The sequence below is a fragment of the Microvirga medicaginis genome (genome assembly GCF_052658925.1).
Genome location: NZ_JBQWEL010000006.1, coordinates 42,732 through 63,763 on the forward strand (window position 1 = coordinate 42,732; position 21,032 = coordinate 63,763).

Below are 21,032 nucleotides of genomic sequence, written 5' to 3' on the forward strand. Positions count from 1 at the left end.
ACCAGTTGATCGACCATGAATCCGAACGATACGGAAAACCAAAACATGAATCCCCAGGCCGAGCCCGCCAATGGCGCCGAGACCGAGGCTGCGGCTGCGCCCCAGGCTGACCCGGTGGCCGTTCTCGAGGCTGAAAAGGCCGATCTGAAGGACAAGCTCCTGCGCCTCATGGCGGACATGGAGAACCTGCGCCGCCGCACCGAGCGCGAGATGGCCGATGCCCGCACCTATGCGGTGGCCAATTTCGCCCGCGACATGCTGAACGTGGCCGATAACGTCCGCCGCGCCATCGAGAGCGTTCCGGAGGATGCGAGGGCCTCCGCCGAGGGCGCCTTCAAGGGCCTCATCGAGGGCATTGATCTCACTGAGCGCGACCTTCTCAAGACCCTGGAGCGCCACGGCGTGAAGAAGCTCGACCCTCAGGGCCAGAAGTTCGATCCGAACGTCCATCAGGCCATGTTCGAGGTGCCGAATCCTGATGTGCCGAGCGGCACGGTCGTGCAGGTGGTCCAGTCCGGTTATGTGATCGGCGACCGCGTGCTGCGTCCGGCTCTTGTCGGCGTGGCAAAGGGCGGCCCCAAGGCCCCGGCCAACGGCGCGGGCTCCGAGGCCGCCGAGAATCCTTCCTCTGCCTCTTAAGTGAACCTTCTCCAGCACATTCCTTTTGAAGCCATCGGCGTCGCCGTCTTCGCGCTCACGGGCGCGTTGATGGCGGCCCGCAAGGGCATGGACCCGTTCGGCTTTGCCCTTCTTGCCACTCTCACAGGCGTGGGCGGCGGGACCGTGCGGGACCTGCTTATCGGCATACGGCCCGTCTTCTGGGTGGGCGATCCCTCCGATGTGCTGGTCTGCCTGATCGTGGCCGAGACCGTCTTCGCCCTCGGCCCGAAGCGTGTCGCCGCCTTGGAGGGCGGGCGGCGCGGCCGCGTGCTCCTTTGGGCGGATGCCCTGGGGCTCGCACTCTTTGCCATCACCGGCACGGTCAAGGCTCTGGCCGCCGGCGTCCCGGCCCTGTCCGCCATTGCGCTCGGCACGATCACGGCCACCTTCGGCGGCATCATCCGCGATATCTTCGCAGGCATCACGCCGCTCGTCCTGCGGCAGGAAATCTATGTCACGGCGGCAGCCCTGGGTGCCGCCGTTGCCGTCACCCTGCAGGCCATCGGCCTCCCGCTCTCCTTAAGCATGGCAGCAGGTTTTACCGCCGCCTTCGGATTGCGGGCACTGGCCATCCTGCGCGGATGGTCTCTCCCGACCTTCCCAAGCCGGGGGTAGTGTTCTCAAAAGTTCGTCTCGATCCCGTCGGCGATGGCGCGGAAGCGCGGCAGGTTCTGATCCCGCTGCTCTTCGCGCGTGAGGCCGACCATGCGCACGTAACGGTCGCCGTCGAAGCGGATCGACTGCATCACGACGATAGGCTGGCCCGATTCCGCCTCGACCGCACGGGCGACGATCTCATGCCAGTCCTGACCCTTCAGGCGGAAGGATTCCGAGCGCTCGATGCGGATGTCTTTCAGCACCTGGTTCGAATAGAGGGCGGCCTGGGCGAATTGCTTGCGCCGCTCGCCGGGAGGCGGCGGGGGCTGGAGGGAGGCCGCCAGGATCATGATCGGCTGCTCCACGGACTTGATCGTGTCCTTCGGACCGTCGGTGAACAGCACGGAATTGCCGGCCATCACCCGCACCGGCCTGAAACCGGCCTTCTCGCCGAGACGGAAGGGCAGGGCGGAGACCTGCTCGTCGAGCGACACGTCACGGCGCAGGGCGACGCTTTTGAGGGCATCGCGAATCTGCGAATCGCTGTAGCCGTCCTGGCCGCCGTGGACCTGGGCCACCACGAGGCCGGTCATGGCGTCATCCTTGACCACGAGGAGCCATTTGCGACCCATCTCTGGCCTGGTCATGGTGCCGCTGACGAGAATGGCATTCTTGGAGCCGAGCTTCACATCCTCGCGGGACTTCACGTCCAGGCCCTGCTTCTTCAGCACTTCCTTGGTGAGCCCGGAGGAGAGCTGATTGAAGGCCTGGGGCGGCATTTCCGCGAAGGTGATCACAGCGGCCCGCTCCTCGTTCTCGAAACCGCTGAAGCGCTTGGACAAGGCCATGTCCTGCGGCGGAACAAGTCCGATTCGCGAGGCGGGCGGGAAAACGGGCTCGGCGGCGGAAGCCGCCTGGGCGGACAGAACTAGACCGAATGCGGTGGCGACAAGAGCTTTCATGGAGGCCCCTTGAGCGTTCTTGATGGTTATCAGGCTAGAGCATCAGACCCAAAAGTGGAAACCACTTTTGGGATCGATCTGATGCTCGCTTCCTTTGATAAGCGCATCGTTTTGAGCGGAAAACCGGGTCCACTTTTCACTGACGTGGCCCTGCGGGTCCGCACGATGCGCTAAAGCGGCTTTTCCACTTTGCGCAAGGTGAGATTGAGCCGTCCCGCATGCGACAGCAGGTCCGAGGAGTGAGGGATCAGCCGGTCGATTCCATGATGGATCAGGCGCGCCGGCCCTCCGAACACGATTGCGTCGCCGGATTTGAGCCGGATGGAGCGGGTTGGATCCTTGCGCTCCAGCCCGCCATAGCGAAACAGGGCGGTATCACCCAGGGACAGTGAGACGACGGGAGCGTCGAACTCCTCCTCGTCCTTGTCCTGGTGCATCCCCATGCGCGCCGTGGGCTCGTAGAAGTTGATCAGGCAGGCATCGGGCGGGTGCGGATAGCCGCTCACCTCGTCCCAGGCCTTGAGCACCTGATCGGGCATGGCAGGCCAGGGCTGGCCGGTCTCGGGATGGGTGGGCTGATAGCGGTAGCCCTCGACATCCGAGACCCAGCCGAGACGCCCGCAATTGGTCATGCGCACCGAGAAGGGCTTGCCCGTGCGCGGCATGCGCGGCGTGAAGAGGGGAGCAGCCCTTGTAATCTCGCGCAAGGCTTCGAGAAGCTGCTCCTGCGCAGGGCGGTCCAGGTAATCCGGGTAGTAGGTGAGGCCGGGGCTCAGGGTGATGGCAGTCATGGGACGACTTTGAAGGATGCAGCCTCACTCGTCATCCCCGGCCTTGTGCCGGGGATCCACGTCTTCAAGCCGCTGCGATTCCCAAAACGTCATGGCCGGGTCAAGCCCGGCCATGACGTTGGAAATGCCATGACGTGAGAAAACGAATGCGGCCATGATGCCATCGACAGGTCGCCGTTAAGCTTCCAACACCTTCTTATCGGCGACGGTGGTGTCACCATTGAGCTTGTAGACCAGCGGAATACCGGTCGCGAGTTCGAGGCTGGGGATCGTCTTGGCGGTCAGGCCGTCGAGCACCATCACGAGGGCACGGAGGGAATTGCCGTGGGCTGCCACGAGCACACGCTCGCCGCGCATCACGCGGGGCAGGATCTCGCGGATGTAATAGGGCAGCACGCGGGCCACCGTGTCCTTCAGACTCTCGCCGCCGGGCGGGGGCACGTCGTAGGAGCGGCGCCAGATGTGGACCTGATCCTCGCCCCAGCGCTTGCGGGCATCGTCCTTGTTGAGGCCGGAGAGATCGCCGTAATCGCGCTCGTTGAGCGCCTGGTCGGCAAAGGTCTTCAGATCCGGCTGGCCGATCTCTTCCAGGATCAGCTTGCAGGTGGCTTGAGCGCGCGACAGGTCGGAGGTGAAGGCGACATCGAACTGCACGCCCATCTCCTTGAGGCGACGGCCGGCATTGCGCGCCTCCTCGATGCCGAGATCGGTCAGGCCCGGATCCTTCCAGCCGGTGAACAGATTCTTGAGGTTCCATTCGCTCTGGCCATGGCGGGCAAGCACAAGAAGGCGATCCATCTCTTTAGCGTCTCCGTAATCTCGTGGTGGGTGGTGTCTTAGAGATCTTTGAGGCCAAGCACATCGGCAATGGTGTAAAGCCCGGGCTTCTTGTCGAAGCCCCAGAGCGCGGCCTTTACCGCGCCGCGGGCGAAGATGCTGCGATCCTCGGCCCGGTGCGACAGCTCCAGGCGCTCGCCGGTGCCTGCGAAGATCACCGTATGATCGCCGACGACCGAGCCGCCGCGCAGGGTTGCAAAGCCGATATCGCCGGCATTGCGTGCGCCGGTATGCCCGTCGCGGCTGCGCACCGAGCGCTCCTTCAGGGAAACTTTCCGGCCTTCGGCAGCCGCCTCGCCGAGGAGAAGCGCCGTGCCGGAGGGGGCATCCACCTTCATGCGGTGATGCATTTCGAGGATCTCGACATCGAAGTCTTCGCCCAGCGTCGCAGCGACCTTCCGCACGAGGCCTGCGAGCAGGTTCACGCCCATCGACATGTTGCCGGACTGGATGATGCGCGCGTGCCGGGCGGCGGCTTCGAGCTTGGTGAAATCGTCGTCCTGCAGGCCGGTGGTGCCGATCACATGCACGATGCGCGCCTGGGCGGCGAGGCCGGCAAAGGACACGCTGGCGGCCGGCGACGTGAAGTCGAGAACGCCGTCGGCCTTGGCGAAGACGGGGAGGGGATCGGCCGTCACGCTGACGCCGAGCGGGGAGAGGCCGGCAAGCGCCCCCGCATCCTGGCCGAGCGCATGGGAGCCCTCGCGCTCGATGGCCCCGACGAGGCGGCAGCCTTCCGTCTCGGCCACGGTCTTGATGAGCATGCGCCCCATGCGCCCGGCCGCTCCGACCACGACAAGTCGCATTTCGCTCATGCTCGTTCTCCTATTTGCCTGCGCAAGGCATATAGCGGCTTAAGCCATCTTCGAGAATGCCCTTTGTCGTCATGGCCGGACTTGTTCCGGCCATCCCGATTCATGAGAGCGTGGCGCTTCAGGTAATCGAGATCACCGGCACAAGGCCGGTGATGACGTGAGAGATCTCAACCCGGCTGCGGGCCCTCATAACCCTCGATGATGATGATGTCGGCCACCGCATGACCGTCCCGCTCGGCTTTTGCGGCCTGGTACTCGGGCGAGTCCCAGCAGGCCAGAGCCGCCTCAAAGGTCGGGAACTCGATCACCACGTTGCGGGCGCGCGCCTCGCCCTCCGCCACGCGGTAGCCGCCGCCGCGGACCAGGAAGCGGGCTCCGAACTTGGCGAACGGCACGGCATTGGCCTTCACATAATTCTGATAGGCATCCGGGTTCGAAACGTCGACCCGGCCGATCCAATAACCCTTCGGCATCGCTTTAGGCTCCTTCCACCAACACGAACTCGGCGACGCATGCGCCCTCGCGCTTGGCCTTCGCCGCCTGATATTCAGGAGAGTTGTAATAGGTTCGGGCCTGCTCGACGGAATCGAATTCGATCACCACGTTGCGGGGACGAGCCTCACCCTCCAGTGCTTCGTAGGCTCCGCCGCGCACCAGCGGGCGTCCGCCATATTGCTTGATCGCCTCCGTCGCACCCTTCGCATATTCGGCATAGGCCTCCGGATTGGTGACGGTGACGCGGGCGATGACATAGCCTTTGGGCATGGAGCGGTCCTCTTTGTTGGGGTGGGGCAGCGAAAGCCAGGAGACGCGATGCGTCAAGCGATGGCTTCGCTCATTTCCTTGATTATGGCTTCAGTCGCCGCGCGCGGGTCGGTGGCCTTCACGATGGGGCGCGCGACCACGAGATGCGTGGCGCCGTTGCGGATGGCGTCGCCCGGCGTGACGATGCGCTTCTGGTCGCCTGCTTCTGCCCCCGCCGGGCGAATGCCGGGGGTGACGACAAGGCGATCAGGTCCCACGATGGAGCGCACGTGCGCGGCTTCCGTGGCCGCGCAGACGATGCCGTCAATGCCGATGTCGCGTGCCTGACCGGCTCGGCGGGCAACGAGTTCCGCGGCCGACACGGGCGCATAGCCCGCCTCGAGGAGGTCGTTATCGTCGTAAGACGTGAGCACCGTGACGGCGAGGATCTTCAGATTCGATCCTGCCTTTCCGGCAACGGCGGCGCGCATGGTCTGCGGATAGGCGTGCACCGTGAGGAACGTAACGCCCATGCGTGCGATGGAGCGCACGCCTTCTTCCACCGTGTTGCCGATGTCGTGCAGCTTGAGATCGAGAAAGATCTTCTTGCCCTGGCCGATCAGCTCGCGCGCGAATTCAAAGCCGCCGGCATAAGCGAGCTGATAGCCGATCTTGTAGAAGGTGCCCGCATCGCCGATGCGCGTGACGATGGACCGTGCTTCCTCGACGCTTCCGACATCGAGGCCAATGATGAGCCTGTCGCGAATGTCTCCCCCTGAAACGGGATTCGTGGAAGGAGACACGCTGTTGCTCATGGATGATTGACCTTGTTGTAGACCCAGACGCGGGCAGGGGGCAGGTTGCGCCAGATGCGATTGGAGGCTCTGGCCTTATACGCTTGCGAACGCGCCGGAATCGGCGGCACGACGGCATAGGTGAACTGAATGAAGGGCGCGTTCGGATGCATCAGCGCCTGCGCGGCCTCGAGAAGATCCAGGCGCTGGTCCATCGGCTTGGTGAAGAGCGGCAGGCTCGACACGGTGGCGGCCGCAGGCTGGTTGAGGATGCCGGACAATGTTTCCTTGAGATCGTAGGCGTCGCCCTGGATGATCGTCGCCTTGGGGAAGCGGCGCTTCAGGAGCTGGCAGAATTCGGGATTGAACTCGACGAGGATCAGTCGCTCCTGCTCCACGCCGCGCCGGATCAGGGCGTCGGTCACCGGACCCGTGCCGGGGCCCAGCTCGATGACGGGCCCCGGAATGCGGGGATCGACGTAGGAGGCCATGGTCCGCGCCAGGATCTTGCCCGAGGGCGTCACGGCGCCGACGACAAGCGGTCGTTCGAGCCAGGAGCGCAGGAACCGGGCTTCGTCCTGAAAGCGGTCCTTCTTGAAGGGGAGTTTCCGGGTCGTGGGCCGTTGGGACGACTGAAGCACTGGGAAGACCCCTCAAGCGGGCGGATCACAAGGGTTGTTTAGAACTCAAAGGAAAGCAGCGTCAAGTTAGCTTGATCCGCCAAGCCCATCGAGGAACTCGCGGAAGCGCGAGAAGAAGCCTGAGCTTTCCGGGTGGTTCTCCTTCGAGCATTCCCTGTCGAACTCCTCGAGAAGCTCGCGCTGGCGCTTGGTGAGTTTCTGCGGGGTTTCCACAACAACCTGGATGTAGAGATCGCCCACATCGCGCGAGCGCAGCACCGGCATGCCCTTGCCCCTCAGGCGGAACTGCTTGCCGGTCTGAGTGCCTTCGGGAACCTTCACGAGAGCCTCGGAGCCGCCCAGGGTCGGCACGCTGAACTCGCCGCCGAGCGCTGCCGTCACCATGGAGATCGGCACGCGGCAGAACAGGTCCGCGCCGTCGCGCTGGAAGAACGGATGCGGCTTGATGGAGAGGAAAATGTAGAGGTCGCCCGCAGGGCCGCCGCGCAGGCCCGCCTCGCCTTCGCCCGCCAGGCGAATGCGCGTTCCATCTTCGACGCCGGCCGGGATGTTGACCGAGAGCGTGCGCTCGCGCGTGACACGGCCCGCGCCGCCGCAAGCCGCGCACGGATCGTCGATCACCTCGCCGCGCCCATGGCAGTTCGGGCAGGTCCGCTCGATGGAGAAGAACCCTTGAGTGGCCCGTACGCGGCCCGCTCCGCCGCAGGTGGGGCAGGTCTTCGGCTTCGAGCCCGGCTTCGCACCGGTGCCTGAGCAGGCCTCGCAGGTGATGGAGGTGGGAATCTTCAGCTCGGCGGTCTTGCCATGGAACGCATCGTCGAGGGTGATTTCGAGATTGTAGCGCATGTCCGCGCCACGCTCGCGGCCGCCCGTTCCGCGGCCTCGGCCGCGTCCGCCCGCATCGCCGAAGAAGTTTTCGAAGATGTCCGACATGAAGTCGGAGAAATCGCCGCCGAAGCCCGGACCCGCGCCGCCGCCATTGGCGAAGGCCGCATGGCCGTAGCGGTCGTAAGCCGCGCGCTTCTGCGCGTCGGAGAGGGTCTGGTAGGCCTCGTTGATTTCCTTGAACTTGACCTCGGCCTCGTGGTCGCCCGGGTTGCGGTCCGGGTGATACTGCATCGCGAGCTTGCGGAAAGCGGATTTCATCTCCGCTTCGGTCGCGGTCCTCGTAACGCCGAGAACGTCGTAGTAATCGCGCTTGGACATGTCAGGCGCCCCTGGGAGCACACAAGCGCTCCGTCATATTGCCGATCAGATTCCGGCGCTCGAAGCGGCCTGCAGCATCGTGATGATGGGTCGATGGATCGGTCATTGTTGTTTCAAGCCGTTTCACGAAAACGGCACCCGGCCATGAAACCGGGTGCCGAATTCTCTTAAGACGTGCGCATCGTTTTAAGCGCGCTTCTTCTTGTCACCCTCGTCGACTTCCTGGAAGTCGGCATCGATGACGTCGTCCTTCTTGGTCTCTTCGCCGCTCGATGCCTGCTCGCCGCCTTCGCCAGCGTTGGCTTGAGCCGCGTACATGGCCTCACCCAGCTTCATGGAAGCCTGCATCAGGTCTGTGGTGCGGGCCTTGATGACTTCAGCGTCCTCACCGGCAAGAGCCTGCTTGAGCGCATCGATGGCGGTCTGGATGCCCTGCTTGTCCGACTCGGAGACCTTGTCGCCGTACTCGGTGAGCGACTTCTCGGTGGCGTGGACAAGGCTTTCGCCCTGGTTCTTCGCCTCGACGACTTCGCGACGCTTCTTGTCTTCCTCGGCGTGAGCCTCGGCGTCCTTCACCATCTTCTCGATGTCGGCATCCGACAGACCGCCCGAGGCCTGGATGCGGATCTGGTGCTCCTTGCCGGTGGCCTTGTCCTTCGCCGTGACGTTCACGATGCCGTTCGCGTCGATATCGAAGGTCACTTCGATCTGCGGCACGCCGCGCGGTGCAGGCGGAATGCCCACGAGATCGAACTGGCCGAGCAGCTTGTTGTCCGCCGCCATTTCGCGCTCGCCCTGGAAGACGCGGATGGTCACCGCATTCTGGTTGTCTTCCGCGGTCGAGAAGACTTGGCTCTTCTTCGTCGGGATCGTGGTGTTGCGCTCGATCAGGCGGGTGAACACGCCGCCGAGCGTCTCGATGCCGAGCGAAAGCGGGGTCACGTCGAGGAGCAGAACGTCCTTCACGTCGCCCTGGAGCACGCCCGCCTGGATCGCCGCGCCGATGGCCACGACCTCATCCGGGTTCACGCCCTTGTGGGGCTCCTTGCCGAAGAAGTTCTTCACCACTTCCTGGATCTTCGGCATGCGGGTCATGCCGCCGACCAGGACCACCTCGTCGATGTCGCCGGCGGAGATGCCAGCATCCTTGAGGGCCTTGCGGCAGGGCTCGATGGTCTTCTGCACGAGATCGTCCACGAGCTGCTCGAACTTGGCGCGCGAGAGCTTGAGGGCGAGGTGCTTCGGACCGGACGCATCCGCCGTGATGTAGGGCAGGTTGATTTCGGTCTGGGAGGCCGAGGACAGCTCGATCTTCGCCTTTTCGGCGGCTTCCTTCAGGCGCTGAAGGGCGAGCTTGTCCTTGGTGAGGTCGATGCCCTGCTCCTTCTTGAACTCGGCCGCGAGGTACTCGACGAGGCGCATGTCGAAGTCTTCACCGCCGAGGAAGGTATCGCCGTTGGTGGACTTCACCTCGAACACGCCGTCGCCGATCTCGAGGATCGACACGTCGAAGGTGCCGCCGCCGAGGTCGTAGACCGCAATCATGCCGGACTGCTTCTTGTCGAGGCCGTAGGCCAGCGCCGCAGCGGTCGGCTCGTTGATGATGCGCAGAACCTCAAGGCCGGCGATCTTGCCCGCGTCCTTGGTGGCCTGGCGCTGGGCGTCGTTGAAATAGGCGGGAACCGTGATGACGGCCTGCGTCACCGGCTGGCCGAGATAGGCTTCCGCGGTTTCCTTCATCTTCTGCAGGGTGAAGGCGGAAATCTGCGACGGCGAATATTGCTTGCCGTCGGCTTCGACCCAGGCGTCGCCGTTCGGACCCTTGATGATGTGATACGGAACGAGGCCCATGTCCTTCTTGGTCATGGGGTCGTCGAAGGTGCGCCCGATCAGGCGCTTGATGGCAAAGAAGGTCCGCGACGGGTTCGTGACCGCCTGGCGCTTGGCCGGCTGGCCGACGAGGCGCTCGCCCTCATCGGTGAAGGCGACGATGGACGGAGTCGTCCGGGTGCCTTCCGCGTTTTCGATAACTTTGGGCGTCGTGCCTTCCATGACAGCGACGCAGGAATTGGTGGTGCCGAGGTCGATACCGATGACCTTACCCATGGCGGGATCCCTCACTTTCAAGCAGACCGCCGAGCCCTAAAAGCAGCTCGGCCCATGGCTTACATGTTGAATGACTTAAACAGGACGCCCCCGAACGGAACTGCCCTGCAGGCGCTGATATAAGAAGGGGTTTCAAGCGCTGCAAGACGATCCTGACGGCTAGTTGGCTTCAATTTATCGGAGCCGGACCCTGTTGCATGGCTGCAATAGGAGTGAGAGGTGGGAAAAGGCTGAGCGTTCGGTTAGGGCCTCTTTTTTCGATCCTGCGCCGGCGGGGTTGGCTCTCCGGATTCCTCCCGGAGATGGGCCCAAGCCCTCGTGACAATGTCCATGGCCGGAGTTTCGGCCATCCGGGACGGCCTCGCCTCAGGATTCATGTCCAGATAGGCTCCGACGAGATGGTAGCCGATGGTGTAGCCTGCCCAGCGCGGGATGAGGCCGATGGAATCGCAGCCATGGCCTCCGAAGAACCAAAGATGATGATCGTAATCTGAGCGGCCAAAAGCCTCCTCGGCCTGCCGGAGCAGGGCGGGCCATTGCCCGGGTCCGAGAGCATGGTCCCACAGCTGGCCGTCGCCCCCGTTGACCTCGCGGTCGAAGTGATCCGCCAATCCTTCGCTGACAAGGGCCTCGGCGAGGGTGGTCCCATACCCGACACTGCGAAACCGGAGGCAGTGATGAAACTCATGGGTCAGGATGCGAATGAAATCACCCGCTTTCAGACTTGCTTCGAAATGGGGATTGTCCGGATCGAGGGTAATCGCCATGCAGCTTCGGCGAGGGGTGAATCCGGTCAATCCGAGTTCCGGAATGGTTTCGCCCCTCAGGCGCTGGATCACGACATCGACGGGCGGCATGTCAATGTCCGGAGCAAGGCAGGTGGCGATGCGTTGCTCGGCCATCCGGGCCGATGCCTCCAAATGTTCGCGCCAAGGCCGGAGGCTCCCTTCGGCTTCGAGAAAGTGCAGCATCCAACTCATCATCCCGGCGCCTTGCTGCGGAAATTCCGTCCTGCCCGCCAACCGATGAACGGCCTTGATGAACTGCTATGGCAGCGCCTCCCCATTCCTGGGGGCGCAACTTACGCACAATATAACAAAATGCTGGGTTTTATGCTTCATTTGCGCCCAGGCCCCGCCCCGCTTCCCATCCCAGGATCGCCTGCTTGCGAGTAAGCCCCCAATGATAGCCGGTGAGCGCGCCGGAGCGGCCGAGCACCCGGTGGCAGGGGACCACGAAGGAGACGGGATTCTTGCCGACCGCCGCGCCGACCGCCCGGCAGGCAGCGGGTTTGCCGATATAGCGGGCGATGTCGGAATAGGTGGTGGCCTTGTCGCGGGGGATGCGCAGCAGGGTCTGCCAGACCCGCACCTCGAAATCGGTGCCGATCAGCACGACCCTAAGGGGCTGCTCCGCCTGCCACTGAGTCGGGTTGAAGATGCGTTGCGCCAACGGCGCGGTGGCGGCTGCGTCCTCGACATAATGTGCCCTCGGCCAGCGGCGGGTCATGTCGGCGAGCGCTGCTTCACGATTGCCGTCATCTACGAATCCGAGGCCCGCGAGCCCTCGCTCAGTCGCCACCAGAACGGCCTCGCCGAAGGGGGAGGGGTGAAAGCCGTAGCGCATGGTAAGGCTGGCGCCACCGGCCTTGAAGTCGCCAGGCGTCATGGCCTCATGGGTCACGAAAAGATCGTGCAGCCGGGCAGGACCTGAGAGCCCGACCTCGTAGGTGGCATCCAGCACGCTCGCGGAATCAGCCAGAAGCGCCTTGGCGTTGTCCAGGGTGATCGCCTGGAGAAAGGCTTTGGGGCTCAAACCCGCCCAGCGCCGGAAGAGATGATGCACATGGGTGGTGGATAGTCCCACATGATCCGCAATCGCTTCCAGCGAAGGCTGCTCCCGCCAGCGCTCGGAGATGAATGCAATGATCCGGCGCACCCGCTCGTAATCGGTTTGAGGCTCCTCCGGCATCGTGAGGTGGCCGGGTTCGATGGTGATGTCGCGCAAGGTGTCGAGCATGGCGTGTTTCCTCTTGGGTCGCACTCTAGGCGGTCTGAGGAAGAGGCGACACCCGATTTCTGTCGTCTTCACACCGCTGCTTGGCGAGGGCAGGCGGGTTCAGAAGAGCGCGCGGTTCTTGAGAGAGTGCGGCTTTCTCCAGAGAACTGGGGCAGCCCTCCCCAGGTGGAGGGCTGGGTGAGGGCCAGTGCAAACCGATTTAAGGTGCGCTCACAACCCCACCCCCCATCGCCTCCCCACCGCAAGTCGGGTGTTCCCGACTTGCGCAAGAGAAAGCCCATCTCGGGAACACCCGAGATGGGAAGTCGGGTGTTCCCGGCTTGCGCAGGAAAGAGCAGGCCTCGGGCAAGCCCGAAGCCTTTGGGGAGGGTTGCAGCGCCTCCCGGATCCCAAGTCGCGCAGCCGCTCTCCGCGTCACAGCTTACTCTTCCCGTCATGGCCGGGCGTGTCCCGGCCATCCCGATTGGAACAGCGCCGCACCGTAGCGGGATCCCCGGCCCACGGCCGGGGATGACGCGAGAGGCTGCGGCAGGCGGGAGGACGCAGCCGGAACGTGTTCTTACTTTGTTCTTGACTTTGGGCCTAATCTGAACTATGTTGCATCTGTCCTGACCTACCGGGGGCGCGCTCGCGAGGCGTCGTGACTGCGGGGTCGGGAGCGGTCCCGTGCGGGAGGTCAACGCAGCCTCCGGTGACGGGAGGCCCAGGCTGTGCAAGTCGGGCTCGGATCGGTCACAAGCCGCCCGCAGGTCGAGACGCGACCGCTGCGGTGTCCGCTTGCGGCGGTTGACGGAGCCGGTGCCGCCTGTCCGCCTAAAAGAACCGTGCGCGAGGAGCCGCCTGGCTCTTCACACACCTCACAGATCGAGCCGGACCGCTTCCTCGCGCCCCCTCGACTGCTCACCCTCGGAACGCCACCGGCCCCGAGGATGCTGCCGCTTGGCTCTTTGACATCCCGCTCAATAACCCCGCTTCACATCCGACAGGGCACGGCTGATGGCGTCGGCCAAGGTCTCGCGCTCCTCTGGAGAGAGATCGCGGGCGATCACCACGTGTTCGTTGCGGGATGTCAGCGCCAGCTTCTGCAGGCCGAATTCTTCATCCGTCTCCCGATCGAGGCGGGTCCAGAGCGGGTTGAATTGCCACTCGCGCGTCTCGCCCCGCTCGCTGACCTTGCGGAGGAGAAGGCGGATCGGGGTGAGTTCCAGAAGCTCGAAGGCCTGGGCTTGGCGGTAGCTGATGCGGAAGGCGATGTAGAGACCGAGGAAATCGAGGCCGAAGAAGCCCGCGACGGGCCAGAAACCCATGATCACGAAGGGCATGCTGGCGATGACGGTGGTCAGGCACACCAGCGTCATCACGATCTTGAACCCTTGAGGGTTCAAGGACCGGTGGGGGCGAATGACGGCCGAGAACACCGGCTTCTCGAGCCGGTCGGCTTCGTCATCAAATGTCGCCTTGCTGCCTGCCATGGTCCAGATATAACGCAGGAATGTCTGATCTGAAGCCGTCACCCCGCCGTACAACGAAGCCCAAATCAAGTCCCGCCGTTCCGGCCAAGGCCGTTGCCAAAGCGGTCCGCTCGCGGAGTCCCAAGCCTGTTGACCGGGCCACCATGATCGAGATCTTCCGGCGTCTCAAGGAGGCCAATCCGGAGCCGAAAGGCGAACTCGATTATACCAATTCCTATACGCTGCTCGTCGCCGTGGCGCTCTCGGCTCAGGCAACGGACGTCGGGGTCAACAAGGCGACGAAAGAGCTGTTTCGCGTTGCGGATACGCCGCAGAAGATGCTGGCGCTCGGCGAGGAGGGGCTTCGTCGGCACATCAAGACGCTGAACTTCTTCAACACGAAGGCGAAGAACGTCATGGCGATGTCGAAGCGCCTCGTCGAGGAGTTCGAAGGCAAGGTGCCGAACTCCGTCGAGATCCTGGAGACCCTGCCGGGCGTGGGGCGCAAGACCGCGAGCGTGGTGGTCAATATCGCCTATGGCGATCCGCGCATTGCCGTCGACACGCATATCTTCCGTGTCGCCAACCGCCTGCCGCTCGTGATCACCAAGACGCCCCTTGAGACGCAAGTCGCGCTGGAGAAGCTGATCCCGAAGGAATATCTGCTCCACGCCCATCACTGGCTGATCCTGCACGGGCGCTACATCTGCAAGGCGCGCAGGCCCGAGTGCTGGCGCTGCCCGGTCAACGACCTCTGCCGCTATCCGGATAAGACGATTCCGTAGGATTCTCTCCCGACGCGCACGACATCCCTCATGTCATAAAGAGGTTGGCTAAGGCTTGAGGCAGCGCGGCGCTTGGCGCACGCAGGCGATGCCGGGCGTCGAGCAGGCGAGACCCTGCGGGGTCCGGGCGCAGACGATGCAGCCATCGGTCCATTCGGAGCAGCTGGGCTCACGGACTGCGCCTTGTCCGGCCTCGGGCATCTCTGCGAAAGCGCCTGCGAGCACGGCTAGCATCGTTACGGCCAGAGCCACGAGGATGGCGAGCACAACGGCGAGAGCCTCGTCACGCGCCAGCATGGCTCACCCGAAGGCGATGAGGCCGGCCAATCCGGCCGCGCCAAGGATGATCCGCCACCAGGCGAAGGGCGTGAAGCCGTGGCGGGACACGTAATCCAGCAGCATCTTCACCACGATCACGGCCGCGATGAAGGCGGCGATGAAGCCCACGACGATGGTGACGGCGTCGTCTGCCGACAGGATCTTATAGTTCTTCAGGAGGTCATAGGCGAAGGCACCCGCCATGGTGGGCATGGCCAGGAAGAAGGAGAATTCCGCTGCCGCCCGCTTCGAAGCCCCCATCAGCATGGCGCCCACGATGGTGGCGCCCGAGCGGGACACGCCGGGAATCATCGCGAGGCACTGGAGAAAGCCGATCTTCAGGTACATGGGCAGAGGGAACCGGGTGGCATCGTCCCGGGTCGCTTCCAGAGGCATGCGGTCGACCAACAGGAGCACGAAGCCGCCCGCGATCAGGGTCATGCACACGATCCAGGGATCGAAGAGCACTTCCTTGATGAAGCCGTGCAGCACAGCGCCGATGAGGGCCGCCGGCAGGAAGGCCACCACGACGCCAATGACGAAGCGCCTGGCATCCGGATCGTAAGGCAGGGCCTTGGCGATGGTCCAAAGCTTATTGAAATAGACTGAGAGGATCGCAAGGATCGCGCCCAGCTGGATCAGGACCTCGAAGGTCTTGCCCGTGGATTCGAATCCTAAGAAATGTCCCAAGAGCAGAAGGTGCCCGGTGGAGGAGACCGGCAGGAATTCAGTCAGCCCCTCGACGAGACCGAGGAAGAGCGCCTCGATAATGTTTGCCATCGTTGAAAATCCTTAAGCCGGCGCCAGATGCAGGGCGCTCCCGCACGTGTCAAGAAAGCATTGCAAACGCAAGGCCGTCTTCATGCGTCTGGGGCATGAGATTCACCAAAATTCCTTACCGCCCGTTAACGAAGCAAGGCCTTATTCTCGCCGCTTGTTTCGCATCTGACATTTTCATGGCCACCCTGCATTCCTATCCCTTTTGCCCGCATTCGCGGTTCGCACGCCTGATCTTGGCGGAGACGAGCCTTGAGCCGGATCTCGTCGAGGAGAAGCCGTGGGATCGGCGCATCCCGTTCCTGGAGATCAACCCGGCCGGCACTCTCCCGTTACTGGTGGACGATAACGGCTTGGCCGTTCCGGGGGCGCGGGGAATTGCGGATTACCTGGACGACGTAAAGGGAGAGGCGCTGAAGGACCGCAGGCTTTTGCCGCAGGGTCTGGAGCAGCGGGTCGAGGTTCGCCGTCTGCTCGACTGGTTCCTGGGCAAGTTCCACGAGGAGGTCTCGGGCTACCTTGCCACAGAAAAGATCTACAAGCGGTTCATGCCCATCGAACTGGGCGGCGGTCCGCCGGACATGAGCGCGATTCGCGCTGCGCGGGCCAATGTGCGATATCACTTGAAATATATCGGTTTTCTGATTTCCAAGCGGAATTGGCTGGCCGGCGACCAGATGACCTATGCGGATCTGGCGGCGGCTGCCCATCTCTCGGTAGTGGATTATCTCGGCGACGTGCCATGGGAAGAGGACGAAACGGCGAAGCATTGGTACGCCCGGGTGAAATCCCGGCGGTCGTTTCGCGCGCTTCTGGCGGACCGGGTGCCGGGTATGGCGCCGGCGGATCATTACGACAACCTGGATTTCTAGAGTGTGATCAGAACAAGCAAGAGCCGGTGGTTCGTCCGGATCATGCAGCGAGCGTGAAAAGTAACGGCGAAGCCTTGAAGCGCGCGTTCGTCGAACGCGCCAAGCAGATCGGCTTCGATACGATCCGCATCGCGGCCCCGGATTCCATTCCACGCGCACCGGAGCGCCTGAAAGCGTGGCTGGAGGCGGGCCATCACGGTTCCATGGACTGGATGGTGGAAACGGCCGAACGCCGCGCCGATCCGCGCATGCTCTGGCCCGAGGTGCGCAGCATCATTCTGCTCGGCGTCAATTATGGTCCCACGAGCGATCCGCTGGCCGCACTTTCGCAGAAGGATTGCGGCTCGATCTCGATCTATGCCCGCAACCGTGACTATCACGATGTGATCAAAGGCAAGCTGAAGGAGATCGCAGGCTTCCTCGCCGCCAGGGCTTCATCCGACGTGAAGGTGTTCGTGGACACGGCGCCCGTGATGGAGAAGCCTCTGGCGGAAGCAGCAGGACTCGGCTTCCAGGGCAAGCATACGGTCATCGTCTCGCGTGAATTCGGCAACTGGCTGTTCTTGGGCGCCATCTTCACCACGGCGGAACTGCCTGTCGATGAGCCGGAACGCAACCATTGCGGCTCGTGCCGCCGCTGCCTCGACATCTGCCCAACCCATGCGTTTCCTGCACCGTTCCAGCTCGATGCACGACGCTGCATTTCGTATCTGACCATCGAGCATAAGGGGCACATTCCGGAGGAGCTGCGCCCCGGCATCGGCAATCGGATCTTCGGTTGCGACGATTGCCTTGCCGTCTGCCCCTGGAATAAGTTCGCCCAAGCAAGCCGCGAGGTGAAGCTGATGCAGCGCGACGATCTCGCGGTTCTGCCGCTTTCCGAGCTTGCACGTCTCGATGATCCGAGCTTCCGCACCCGCTTCTCAGGGACCCCGATCAAACGTACGGGACGCGATCGGTTCATCCGCAATGTGCTGATCGCCATCGGCAATTCCGGCGACCCTGCTCTGGCGGATGAAGCCGTACGGCTTCTCGACGATCCATCGCCGCTTGTACGCGCCATGGCGGTGTGGGCCATTGGCCGATTGCTCCCGGCTGAAATGGTTGCGTCTCTCAACTCGGGCCGCTTCGCGCAGGAAAGCGATCCGGACGTGCGCGAGGAATGGATGCGTGTTCTGAAGGCTGAGGTGCGCGAGAATGCCGTTCTTTAGGCAGCGTGACGGTTCGCAGTCGGGCCGAAATGGTCGATGTAGCGCGGGTTGATGGCGGAGACGGGCAGGATGACGAGAACATCCGTCGTGCCGAACTGCTTATCGATCACAGCGCCCGTACCGAATGTTGCCCCAAGGCGCAGATAGCCCTTGATCAGTGGCGGCAGTGCATGCAGCGCGGCCTTCGGGTCAACGGACTCCTTCGGCAGAAGGTCCATGCGCGTGAAGCGCTCCGGCAGCGCGCGTGCCTGCCATTCGGCGGGGGCAGCGGCGTAATGATGCAGAAAGCTCAGAGGCAGCGCGAGATCTTTCGGATTCGTGCCCTCAAGGCTCGCGCATCCGATCATCACGTCGATCTTGTAGTGCAGAACGTAAGTCCAGATGCCGTGCCACAGCAGTTCGACCGTGCGCTTGTTGCGATAGGGCTCGAGCACGCAGGAGCGGCCGAGTTCGAGGAAGCGCAAGGAGGAATGCGCCTTCAGCAGAGGTGCGATGTCGTATTCGCCACGGGAGTAGAAGCCCTGGTGGCGCTCCGCAATATCCTGGCGCAGCAGGCGATAGGTGCCCACCACCTTTGGCTTCGCGCTGCGCAGAGGCCCGGCCTTCGCAGCATGATCGAGCACGAGAAGATGATCGCAGATCCAATCGTACTCATCGACGTCGCGGCGCGAGAGTACGGCGGCTCCCTGCGGTGTGGCGGACATTTCTTCGTAAAAGACTTTGAAGCGCAGCTTCTGTGCTCGCCGGATTTCCTGAGCCGTCGTTGCAAGGCGCACTTCCAGGGAGCCTATCCGTCCGAGAACGGGATCGAGGCTGCCGTAATCGCGCACCGTCCGTCCCATCTTCTTGCCAAATCCCTTTAAGGCAGGAATCAGCGAAGGCTTCACGGGAGAGGCCGTTCCATTCAGCGGGGAAGAAGTCATCTTGGTCTCGCGGGCCGGTCTGCTGGTGGATGTGCCGGTCTTTCGCCGTGACATAGCCGTCATTTCAAACTGTTTTGTGACAAAGTATATCGCAGTTGCCGCGTAATTTCACAAGATTCGGCAGCTAAGTTTTCATGCCGCCGAGCGGCGATCCGTGTGGGCGCGATAAGAGAGTGCCTCGGCCACATGGATGCGCCGCACACGCTCTTCCCCATCGAGATCGGCAAGGGTCCGGCCCACTTTGAGAACCCGGTGGAAGCCCCGTGCGGAGAGGCGCATGGCATTGGCGGCATCGCGGATGAGCGACAACCCTTCCGAATCAGGCTGGGCCACTTCTTCCAGCAGGGCCGGCGGACAGGCTGCGTTGGTTGTGATGCCTCTTTCTTTCAGGGCAGCGTAGCGCTTCTCCTGCAGCTTCCGAGCCACGGCCACACGGCGGGCAACCTGGGCCGAGCCTTCTTCCGGTGGCGGCAGGATCAAGTCGGCAGCTGTTACGGCTGGCACTTCGATGGCGAGATCGATGCGATCGAGAAGCGGGCCTGAGAGCCGCGCCTGGTACTGCGCGATGCAGCGCTCGTTCGGCTGCCGGCGACAGACATAGCCGGGCTCCGTCGCCTGCCCGCAACGGCAGGGGTTCATCGCTGCAATAAGCTGAAAGCGCGCCGGATAGGTCACCCGGTGATTCGCCCGTGCGATCAGGATCTCCCCCGTCTCCAAGGGCTGGCGCAGTGAATCGAGCACCTGCGGCTGGAACTCGGGCAGTTCGTCGAGGAAGAGGACGCCATGATGGGCGAGCGAGGCCTCGCCGGGCCGGGCATTGAGGCCGCCGCCCACGAGGGCGGCCATGGACGCGGAATGGTGAGGGGCTCTGAAAGGCCGGCGGTTCGAGAGCGCGCCATCCGCCAGGAGACCTGCCACCGATTGGATCATGGAGACCTCCAGGAGCTCTCGGGGCGAGAGCGGCGGCAGGATGGAGGACAGGCGCTGGGCCAGCATCGACTTGCCTGCTCCGGGAGGCCCGCTCATCAGGAGGTTGTGGCCGCCAGCGGCTGCAATCTCCAGCGTTCGCTTGGCACTTTCCTGCCCCTTGATATCGCGCAGGTCCGGCAAGGAGCCGGAGGCGGGCATGATGGCCGGCTCCGGCCGGCCCATGACCTGCGTGCCCTTGAAATGGTTGGCGAGCTGAACGAGGGAGCGCGGGGCCAGGATCTCAAGCTCGCTGCTCGCCCAGGCGGCCTCGGAGCCGCACGATTGCGGGCAGACCAGCCCGTGTTGCCGCTCGACAGCTGCCATCGCGGCCGGCAGTACGCCCGCGACAGAGGTGATGGAGCCGTCGAGCGCCAGCTCGCCCAGCACTGTAAAGCCGTTGAGGGCATCGCCCGGAATCGCCCCGATGGCGGCCATGACGCCGAGCGCAATGGGGAGGTCATAATGACTGCCTTCCTTCGGCAGATCGGCAGGGGCCAGGTTGACGGTGATGCGCTTGGCCGGGAGCGCGAGCCCTGAGGCGATAAGGGCCGAGCGCACCCGCTCGCGGGATTCCGCGACGGCCTTGTCGGGAAGGCCGACGATCATGAAAGCGACCGTCCCGGGAGAAATCTGCACCTGCACGTCAACCGCGCGCGCTTCGATTCCCTCGAAGGCAACAGTGGAAACGCGCATGACCATCAGGCTCAACCTCCCGCAACAGGAAGACTTTAGCGCGCTCATGTGAAACATGATAGTGTTTGCGTCGGTCGGTTAACGCTGTTCAAAAACCTTTTGGGAAGCCGCGGAACCCTCCCGAACTTATGACGTTGAGTCCCACTATTCCGGCAAAGCGGGTGAAAGCCGGTTCAAGGGGATCATCATTTTTTGTGGTGGGACGACGATCATGGCGGGGACCGATGCCATCGACTGCGATGGCACTGAGCTTTCTCATGCCCCTATGACGATGGGGCGCTTCAGAAATTTCTTGTGGGATTTGCAGGTTCGGCGGGTGCTGGAGCTGTTGACTTGGCGCGCGAGGGGGCCAGGTAAAGCGGCTGGATTTCTCGCACTGGCAGTTGCCGAGGAGACACGAGTTGAGTGAGGTGAAGCCTTTGCGCATCCTCATCGTCGAAGATGAGTTCCTCATCGCGCTGGAGCTCGAGAGCCTGCTCCAGGATGCAGGGCACGATGTGGTGGGGATTGCGGCCTCGTCCGAGGAGGCCGTTGCGCTGGGCAGCGAGCTCTCGCCTGATCTCGCCTTCGTCGATATTCACCTGGCCGACGGTCTCACCGGCATCGATGTGGCTCGCAAACTCTCCGACCAGCATCACGTGACCGTGCTGTTCATGACTGCCAATGCCAAGCGCATTCCCGAGGATTTTGCAGGCGCGCGCGGCGTGATCGCCAAACCCTACACGGAGCGTGGCGTGAAGGAGGCGCTGGCCTATGTCACCGCCGAGCAGGAGCGGGAAGCTGCCAACGCGGACCGGTTGACGTTCATCCCTTTTGATGTGACGGGCGCTGAGGACAGCAGCTCCAAGCGCTCCTGACCCG

25 protein-coding genes are annotated in these 21,032 nt (G+C 63.4%); 7 read left to right on the plus strand and 18 right to left on the minus strand.

Going from position 1 to position 21,032, the window contains the following annotated elements:
- Window positions 1-15: 15 nt before the first annotated feature.
- Window positions 16-639, plus strand: a complete 624-nt coding sequence (gene grpE, locus ACUXUR_RS10040) for a nucleotide exchange factor GrpE (RefSeq protein WP_445502212.1) — start codon at window positions 16-18, stop codon at window positions 637-639.
- On the plus strand, window positions 640-1,275 hold the full coding sequence (locus ACUXUR_RS10045) for a trimeric intracellular cation channel family protein (protein ID WP_445502213.1): 636 nt from the start codon (window positions 640-642) through the stop codon (window positions 1,273-1,275).
- A 5-nt stretch (window positions 1,276-1,280) separates the two neighbouring features.
- On the opposite strand, the gene ACUXUR_RS10050 is transcribed toward ACUXUR_RS10045, so the two are convergent.
- The gene (locus ACUXUR_RS10050; protein ID WP_445502214.1) at window positions 1,281-2,219 is read right to left on the minus strand and encodes a hypothetical protein; all 939 of its coding nucleotides are present in this window, start codon (window positions 2,217-2,219) and stop codon (window positions 1,281-1,283) included.
- Window positions 2,220-2,228: 9 nt separating this feature from the next.
- Between ACUXUR_RS10050 and ACUXUR_RS10055 the strand changes: the two genes are divergently transcribed.
- Window positions 2,229-2,393, plus strand: coding sequence for a hypothetical protein (locus ACUXUR_RS10055; RefSeq protein ID WP_445502215.1), 165 nt, complete (start codon window positions 2,229-2,231; stop codon window positions 2,391-2,393).
- Here ACUXUR_RS10055 and ACUXUR_RS10060 read toward each other — a convergent pair.
- From ACUXUR_RS10060 to ACUXUR_RS10120, 13 genes are all read right to left on the minus strand, one after another.
- A complete protein-coding gene (locus tag ACUXUR_RS10060; RefSeq protein ID WP_445502216.1) occupies window positions 2,390-3,010 on the minus strand; it encodes an alpha-ketoglutarate-dependent dioxygenase AlkB family protein in 621 nt (206 codons plus the stop codon). The two genes, ACUXUR_RS10055 and ACUXUR_RS10060, sit on opposite strands and share 4 nt — an antisense overlap.
- Window positions 3,011-3,034: 24 nt before the next feature.
- Window positions 3,035-3,166, minus strand: a complete 132-nt coding sequence (locus ACUXUR_RS10065; protein ID WP_445502217.1) for a hypothetical protein — start codon at window positions 3,164-3,166, stop codon at window positions 3,035-3,037.
- A 21-nt stretch (window positions 3,167-3,187) separates the two neighbouring features.
- On the minus strand, window positions 3,188-3,808 hold the full coding sequence (locus tag ACUXUR_RS10070; RefSeq protein ID WP_445502218.1) for a 2,3-bisphosphoglycerate-dependent phosphoglycerate mutase: 621 nt from the start codon (window positions 3,806-3,808) through the stop codon (window positions 3,188-3,190).
- Window positions 3,809-3,846: 38 nt separating this feature from the next.
- The gene (dapB, locus tag ACUXUR_RS10075) at window positions 3,847-4,653 is read right to left on the minus strand and encodes a 4-hydroxy-tetrahydrodipicolinate reductase (protein ID WP_445502371.1); all 807 of its coding nucleotides are present in this window, start codon (window positions 4,651-4,653) and stop codon (window positions 3,847-3,849) included.
- A gap of 176 nt (window positions 4,654-4,829) precedes the next feature.
- Window positions 4,830-5,135, minus strand: coding sequence for a DUF1330 domain-containing protein (locus ACUXUR_RS10080; protein ID WP_445502219.1), 306 nt, complete (start codon window positions 5,133-5,135; stop codon window positions 4,830-4,832).
- 4 nt (window positions 5,136-5,139) lie between these two features.
- Window positions 5,140-5,427 carry a DUF1330 domain-containing protein gene (locus ACUXUR_RS10085; protein ID WP_445502220.1) on the minus strand — a complete coding sequence of 96 codons (288 nt, stop codon included), beginning with the start codon at window positions 5,425-5,427 and terminating at the stop codon, window positions 5,140-5,142.
- 53 nt (window positions 5,428-5,480) lie between these two features.
- Window positions 5,481-6,209, minus strand: coding sequence for an orotidine-5'-phosphate decarboxylase (gene pyrF / locus ACUXUR_RS10090; protein WP_445502221.1), 729 nt, complete (start codon window positions 6,207-6,209; stop codon window positions 5,481-5,483).
- Between the two features lie 8 nt (window positions 6,210-6,217).
- Complete coding sequence (locus tag ACUXUR_RS10095; RefSeq protein WP_445502222.1) at window positions 6,218-6,841, minus strand: class I SAM-dependent methyltransferase; 624 nt, start codon at window positions 6,839-6,841, stop codon at window positions 6,218-6,220.
- A 66-nt stretch (window positions 6,842-6,907) separates the two neighbouring features.
- The gene (gene dnaJ / locus ACUXUR_RS10100) at window positions 6,908-8,047 is read right to left on the minus strand and encodes a molecular chaperone DnaJ (protein WP_445502223.1); all 1,140 of its coding nucleotides are present in this window, start codon (window positions 8,045-8,047) and stop codon (window positions 6,908-6,910) included.
- 186 nt (window positions 8,048-8,233) lie between these two features.
- A complete protein-coding gene (gene dnaK, locus ACUXUR_RS10105) occupies window positions 8,234-10,153 on the minus strand; it encodes a molecular chaperone DnaK (protein ID WP_445502224.1) in 1,920 nt (639 codons plus the stop codon).
- Window positions 10,154-10,395: 242 nt separating this feature from the next.
- Complete coding sequence (locus ACUXUR_RS10110) at window positions 10,396-11,055, minus strand: DUF2268 domain-containing putative Zn-dependent protease (protein WP_445502225.1); 660 nt, start codon at window positions 11,053-11,055, stop codon at window positions 10,396-10,398.
- Between the two features lie 208 nt (window positions 11,056-11,263).
- Window positions 11,264-12,124, minus strand: a complete 861-nt coding sequence (locus tag ACUXUR_RS10115) for a methylated-DNA--[protein]-cysteine S-methyltransferase (RefSeq protein ID WP_445502372.1) — start codon at window positions 12,122-12,124, stop codon at window positions 11,264-11,266.
- 1,007 nt (window positions 12,125-13,131) lie between these two features.
- Window positions 13,132-13,644, minus strand: a complete 513-nt coding sequence (locus ACUXUR_RS10120; protein WP_445502373.1) for a DUF2244 domain-containing protein — start codon at window positions 13,642-13,644, stop codon at window positions 13,132-13,134.
- Between the two features lie 20 nt (window positions 13,645-13,664).
- Between ACUXUR_RS10120 and nth the strand changes: the two genes are divergently transcribed.
- Window positions 13,665-14,408 carry an endonuclease III gene (gene nth, locus ACUXUR_RS10125; protein ID WP_445502226.1) on the plus strand — a complete coding sequence of 248 codons (744 nt, stop codon included), beginning with the start codon at window positions 13,665-13,667 and terminating at the stop codon, window positions 14,406-14,408.
- Between the two features lie 48 nt (window positions 14,409-14,456).
- On the opposite strand, the gene ACUXUR_RS10130 is transcribed toward nth, so the two are convergent.
- Both ACUXUR_RS10130 and ACUXUR_RS10135 read right to left on the minus strand, forming a co-directional pair.
- Window positions 14,457-14,705, minus strand: a complete 249-nt coding sequence (locus ACUXUR_RS10130; RefSeq protein ID WP_445502227.1) for a hypothetical protein — start codon at window positions 14,703-14,705, stop codon at window positions 14,457-14,459.
- A 3-nt stretch (window positions 14,706-14,708) separates the two neighbouring features.
- Entirely contained in the window at window positions 14,709-15,506 is a 798-nt protein-coding gene (locus ACUXUR_RS10135) for an undecaprenyl-diphosphate phosphatase (protein WP_445502228.1), read from the minus strand.
- A gap of 176 nt (window positions 15,507-15,682) precedes the next feature.
- Here ACUXUR_RS10135 and ACUXUR_RS10140 point away from each other — a divergent pair, with 176 nt between their 5' ends.
- Window positions 15,683-16,375: a glutathione S-transferase family protein gene (locus ACUXUR_RS10140; RefSeq protein WP_445502229.1), complete on the plus strand. Its 693-nt coding sequence runs from the start codon at window positions 15,683-15,685 to the stop codon at window positions 16,373-16,375.
- A 53-nt stretch (window positions 16,376-16,428) separates the two neighbouring features.
- Window positions 16,429-17,586 (plus strand): tRNA epoxyqueuosine(34) reductase QueG, encoded by a 1,158-nt coding sequence (gene queG, locus ACUXUR_RS10145; RefSeq protein ID WP_445502230.1) that lies wholly within the window; start codon window positions 16,429-16,431, stop codon window positions 17,584-17,586.
- On the opposite strand, the gene olsB is transcribed toward queG, so the two are convergent.
- Window positions 17,583-18,509 carry a l-ornithine N(alpha)-acyltransferase gene (gene olsB / locus ACUXUR_RS10150; protein ID WP_445502231.1) on the minus strand — a complete coding sequence of 309 codons (927 nt, stop codon included), beginning with the start codon at window positions 18,507-18,509 and terminating at the stop codon, window positions 17,583-17,585. The two genes, queG and olsB, sit on opposite strands and share 4 nt — an antisense overlap.
- Before the next feature lie 132 nt (window positions 18,510-18,641).
- Window positions 18,642-20,177 carry a YifB family Mg chelatase-like AAA ATPase gene (locus ACUXUR_RS10155; protein ID WP_445502232.1) on the minus strand — a complete coding sequence of 512 codons (1,536 nt, stop codon included), beginning with the start codon at window positions 20,175-20,177 and terminating at the stop codon, window positions 18,642-18,644.
- 395 nt (window positions 20,178-20,572) lie between these two features.
- Here ACUXUR_RS10155 and ACUXUR_RS10160 point away from each other — a divergent pair, with 395 nt between their 5' ends.
- Window positions 20,573-21,028: a response regulator gene (locus ACUXUR_RS10160; RefSeq protein WP_445502233.1), complete on the plus strand. Its 456-nt coding sequence runs from the start codon at window positions 20,573-20,575 to the stop codon at window positions 21,026-21,028.
- Window positions 21,029-21,032: the final 4 nt, after the last annotated feature.

Excerpts from the sequence above, each read along its gene's own strand:
- dnaJ (WP_445502223.1), bottom strand. The coding sequence starts at position 8,047 with ATGTCCAAGCGCGATTACTACGACGTTCTCGGCGTTACGAGGACCGCG.
- grpE (WP_445502212.1), top strand. The coding sequence starts at position 16 with ATGAATCCGAACGATACGGAAAACCAAAACATGAATCCCCAGGCCGAG.
- ACUXUR_RS10065 (WP_445502217.1), bottom strand. The coding sequence starts at position 3,166 with ATGGCCGCATTCGTTTTCTCACGTCATGGCATTTCCAACGTCATGGCC.
- ACUXUR_RS10080 (WP_445502219.1), bottom strand. The coding sequence starts at position 5,135 with ATGCCGAAGGGTTATTGGATCGGCCGGGTCGACGTTTCGAACCCGGAT.
- ACUXUR_RS10140 (WP_445502229.1), top strand. The coding sequence starts at position 15,683 with ATGGCCACCCTGCATTCCTATCCCTTTTGCCCGCATTCGCGGTTCGCA.
- ACUXUR_RS10070 (WP_445502218.1), bottom strand. The coding sequence starts at position 3,808 with ATGGATCGCCTTCTTGTGCTTGCCCGCCATGGCCAGAGCGAATGGAAC.
- ACUXUR_RS10060 (WP_445502216.1), bottom strand. The coding sequence starts at position 3,010 with ATGACTGCCATCACCCTGAGCCCCGGCCTCACCTACTACCCGGATTAC.
- olsB (WP_445502231.1), bottom strand. The coding sequence starts at position 18,509 with ATGACTTCTTCCCCGCTGAATGGAACGGCCTCTCCCGTGAAGCCTTCG.
- ACUXUR_RS10050 (WP_445502214.1), bottom strand. The coding sequence starts at position 2,219 with ATGAAAGCTCTTGTCGCCACCGCATTCGGTCTAGTTCTGTCCGCCCAG.
- dapB (WP_445502371.1), bottom strand. The coding sequence starts at position 4,653 with ATGCGACTTGTCGTGGTCGGAGCGGCCGGGCGCATGGGGCGCATGCTC.
- nth (WP_445502226.1), top strand. The coding sequence starts at position 13,665 with ATGTCTGATCTGAAGCCGTCACCCCGCCGTACAACGAAGCCCAAATCA.
- dnaK (WP_445502224.1), bottom strand. The coding sequence starts at position 10,153 with ATGGGTAAGGTCATCGGTATCGACCTCGGCACCACCAATTCCTGCGTC.
- ACUXUR_RS10085 (WP_445502220.1), bottom strand. The coding sequence starts at position 5,427 with ATGCCCAAAGGCTATGTCATCGCCCGCGTCACCGTCACCAATCCGGAG.
- ACUXUR_RS10135 (WP_445502228.1), bottom strand. The coding sequence starts at position 15,506 with ATGGCAAACATTATCGAGGCGCTCTTCCTCGGTCTCGTCGAGGGGCTG.
- ACUXUR_RS10110 (WP_445502225.1), bottom strand. The coding sequence starts at position 11,055 with ATGGCCGAGCAACGCATCGCCACCTGCCTTGCTCCGGACATTGACATG.
- ACUXUR_RS10155 (WP_445502232.1), bottom strand. The coding sequence starts at position 20,177 with ATGGTCATGCGCGTTTCCACTGTTGCCTTCGAGGGAATCGAAGCGCGC.
- ACUXUR_RS10130 (WP_445502227.1), bottom strand. The coding sequence starts at position 14,705 with ATGCTGGCGCGTGACGAGGCTCTCGCCGTTGTGCTCGCCATCCTCGTG.
- ACUXUR_RS10115 (WP_445502372.1), bottom strand. The coding sequence starts at position 12,124 with ATGCCGGAGGAGCCTCAAACCGATTACGAGCGGGTGCGCCGGATCATT.
- ACUXUR_RS10120 (WP_445502373.1), bottom strand. The coding sequence starts at position 13,644 with ATGGCAGGCAGCAAGGCGACATTTGATGACGAAGCCGACCGGCTCGAG.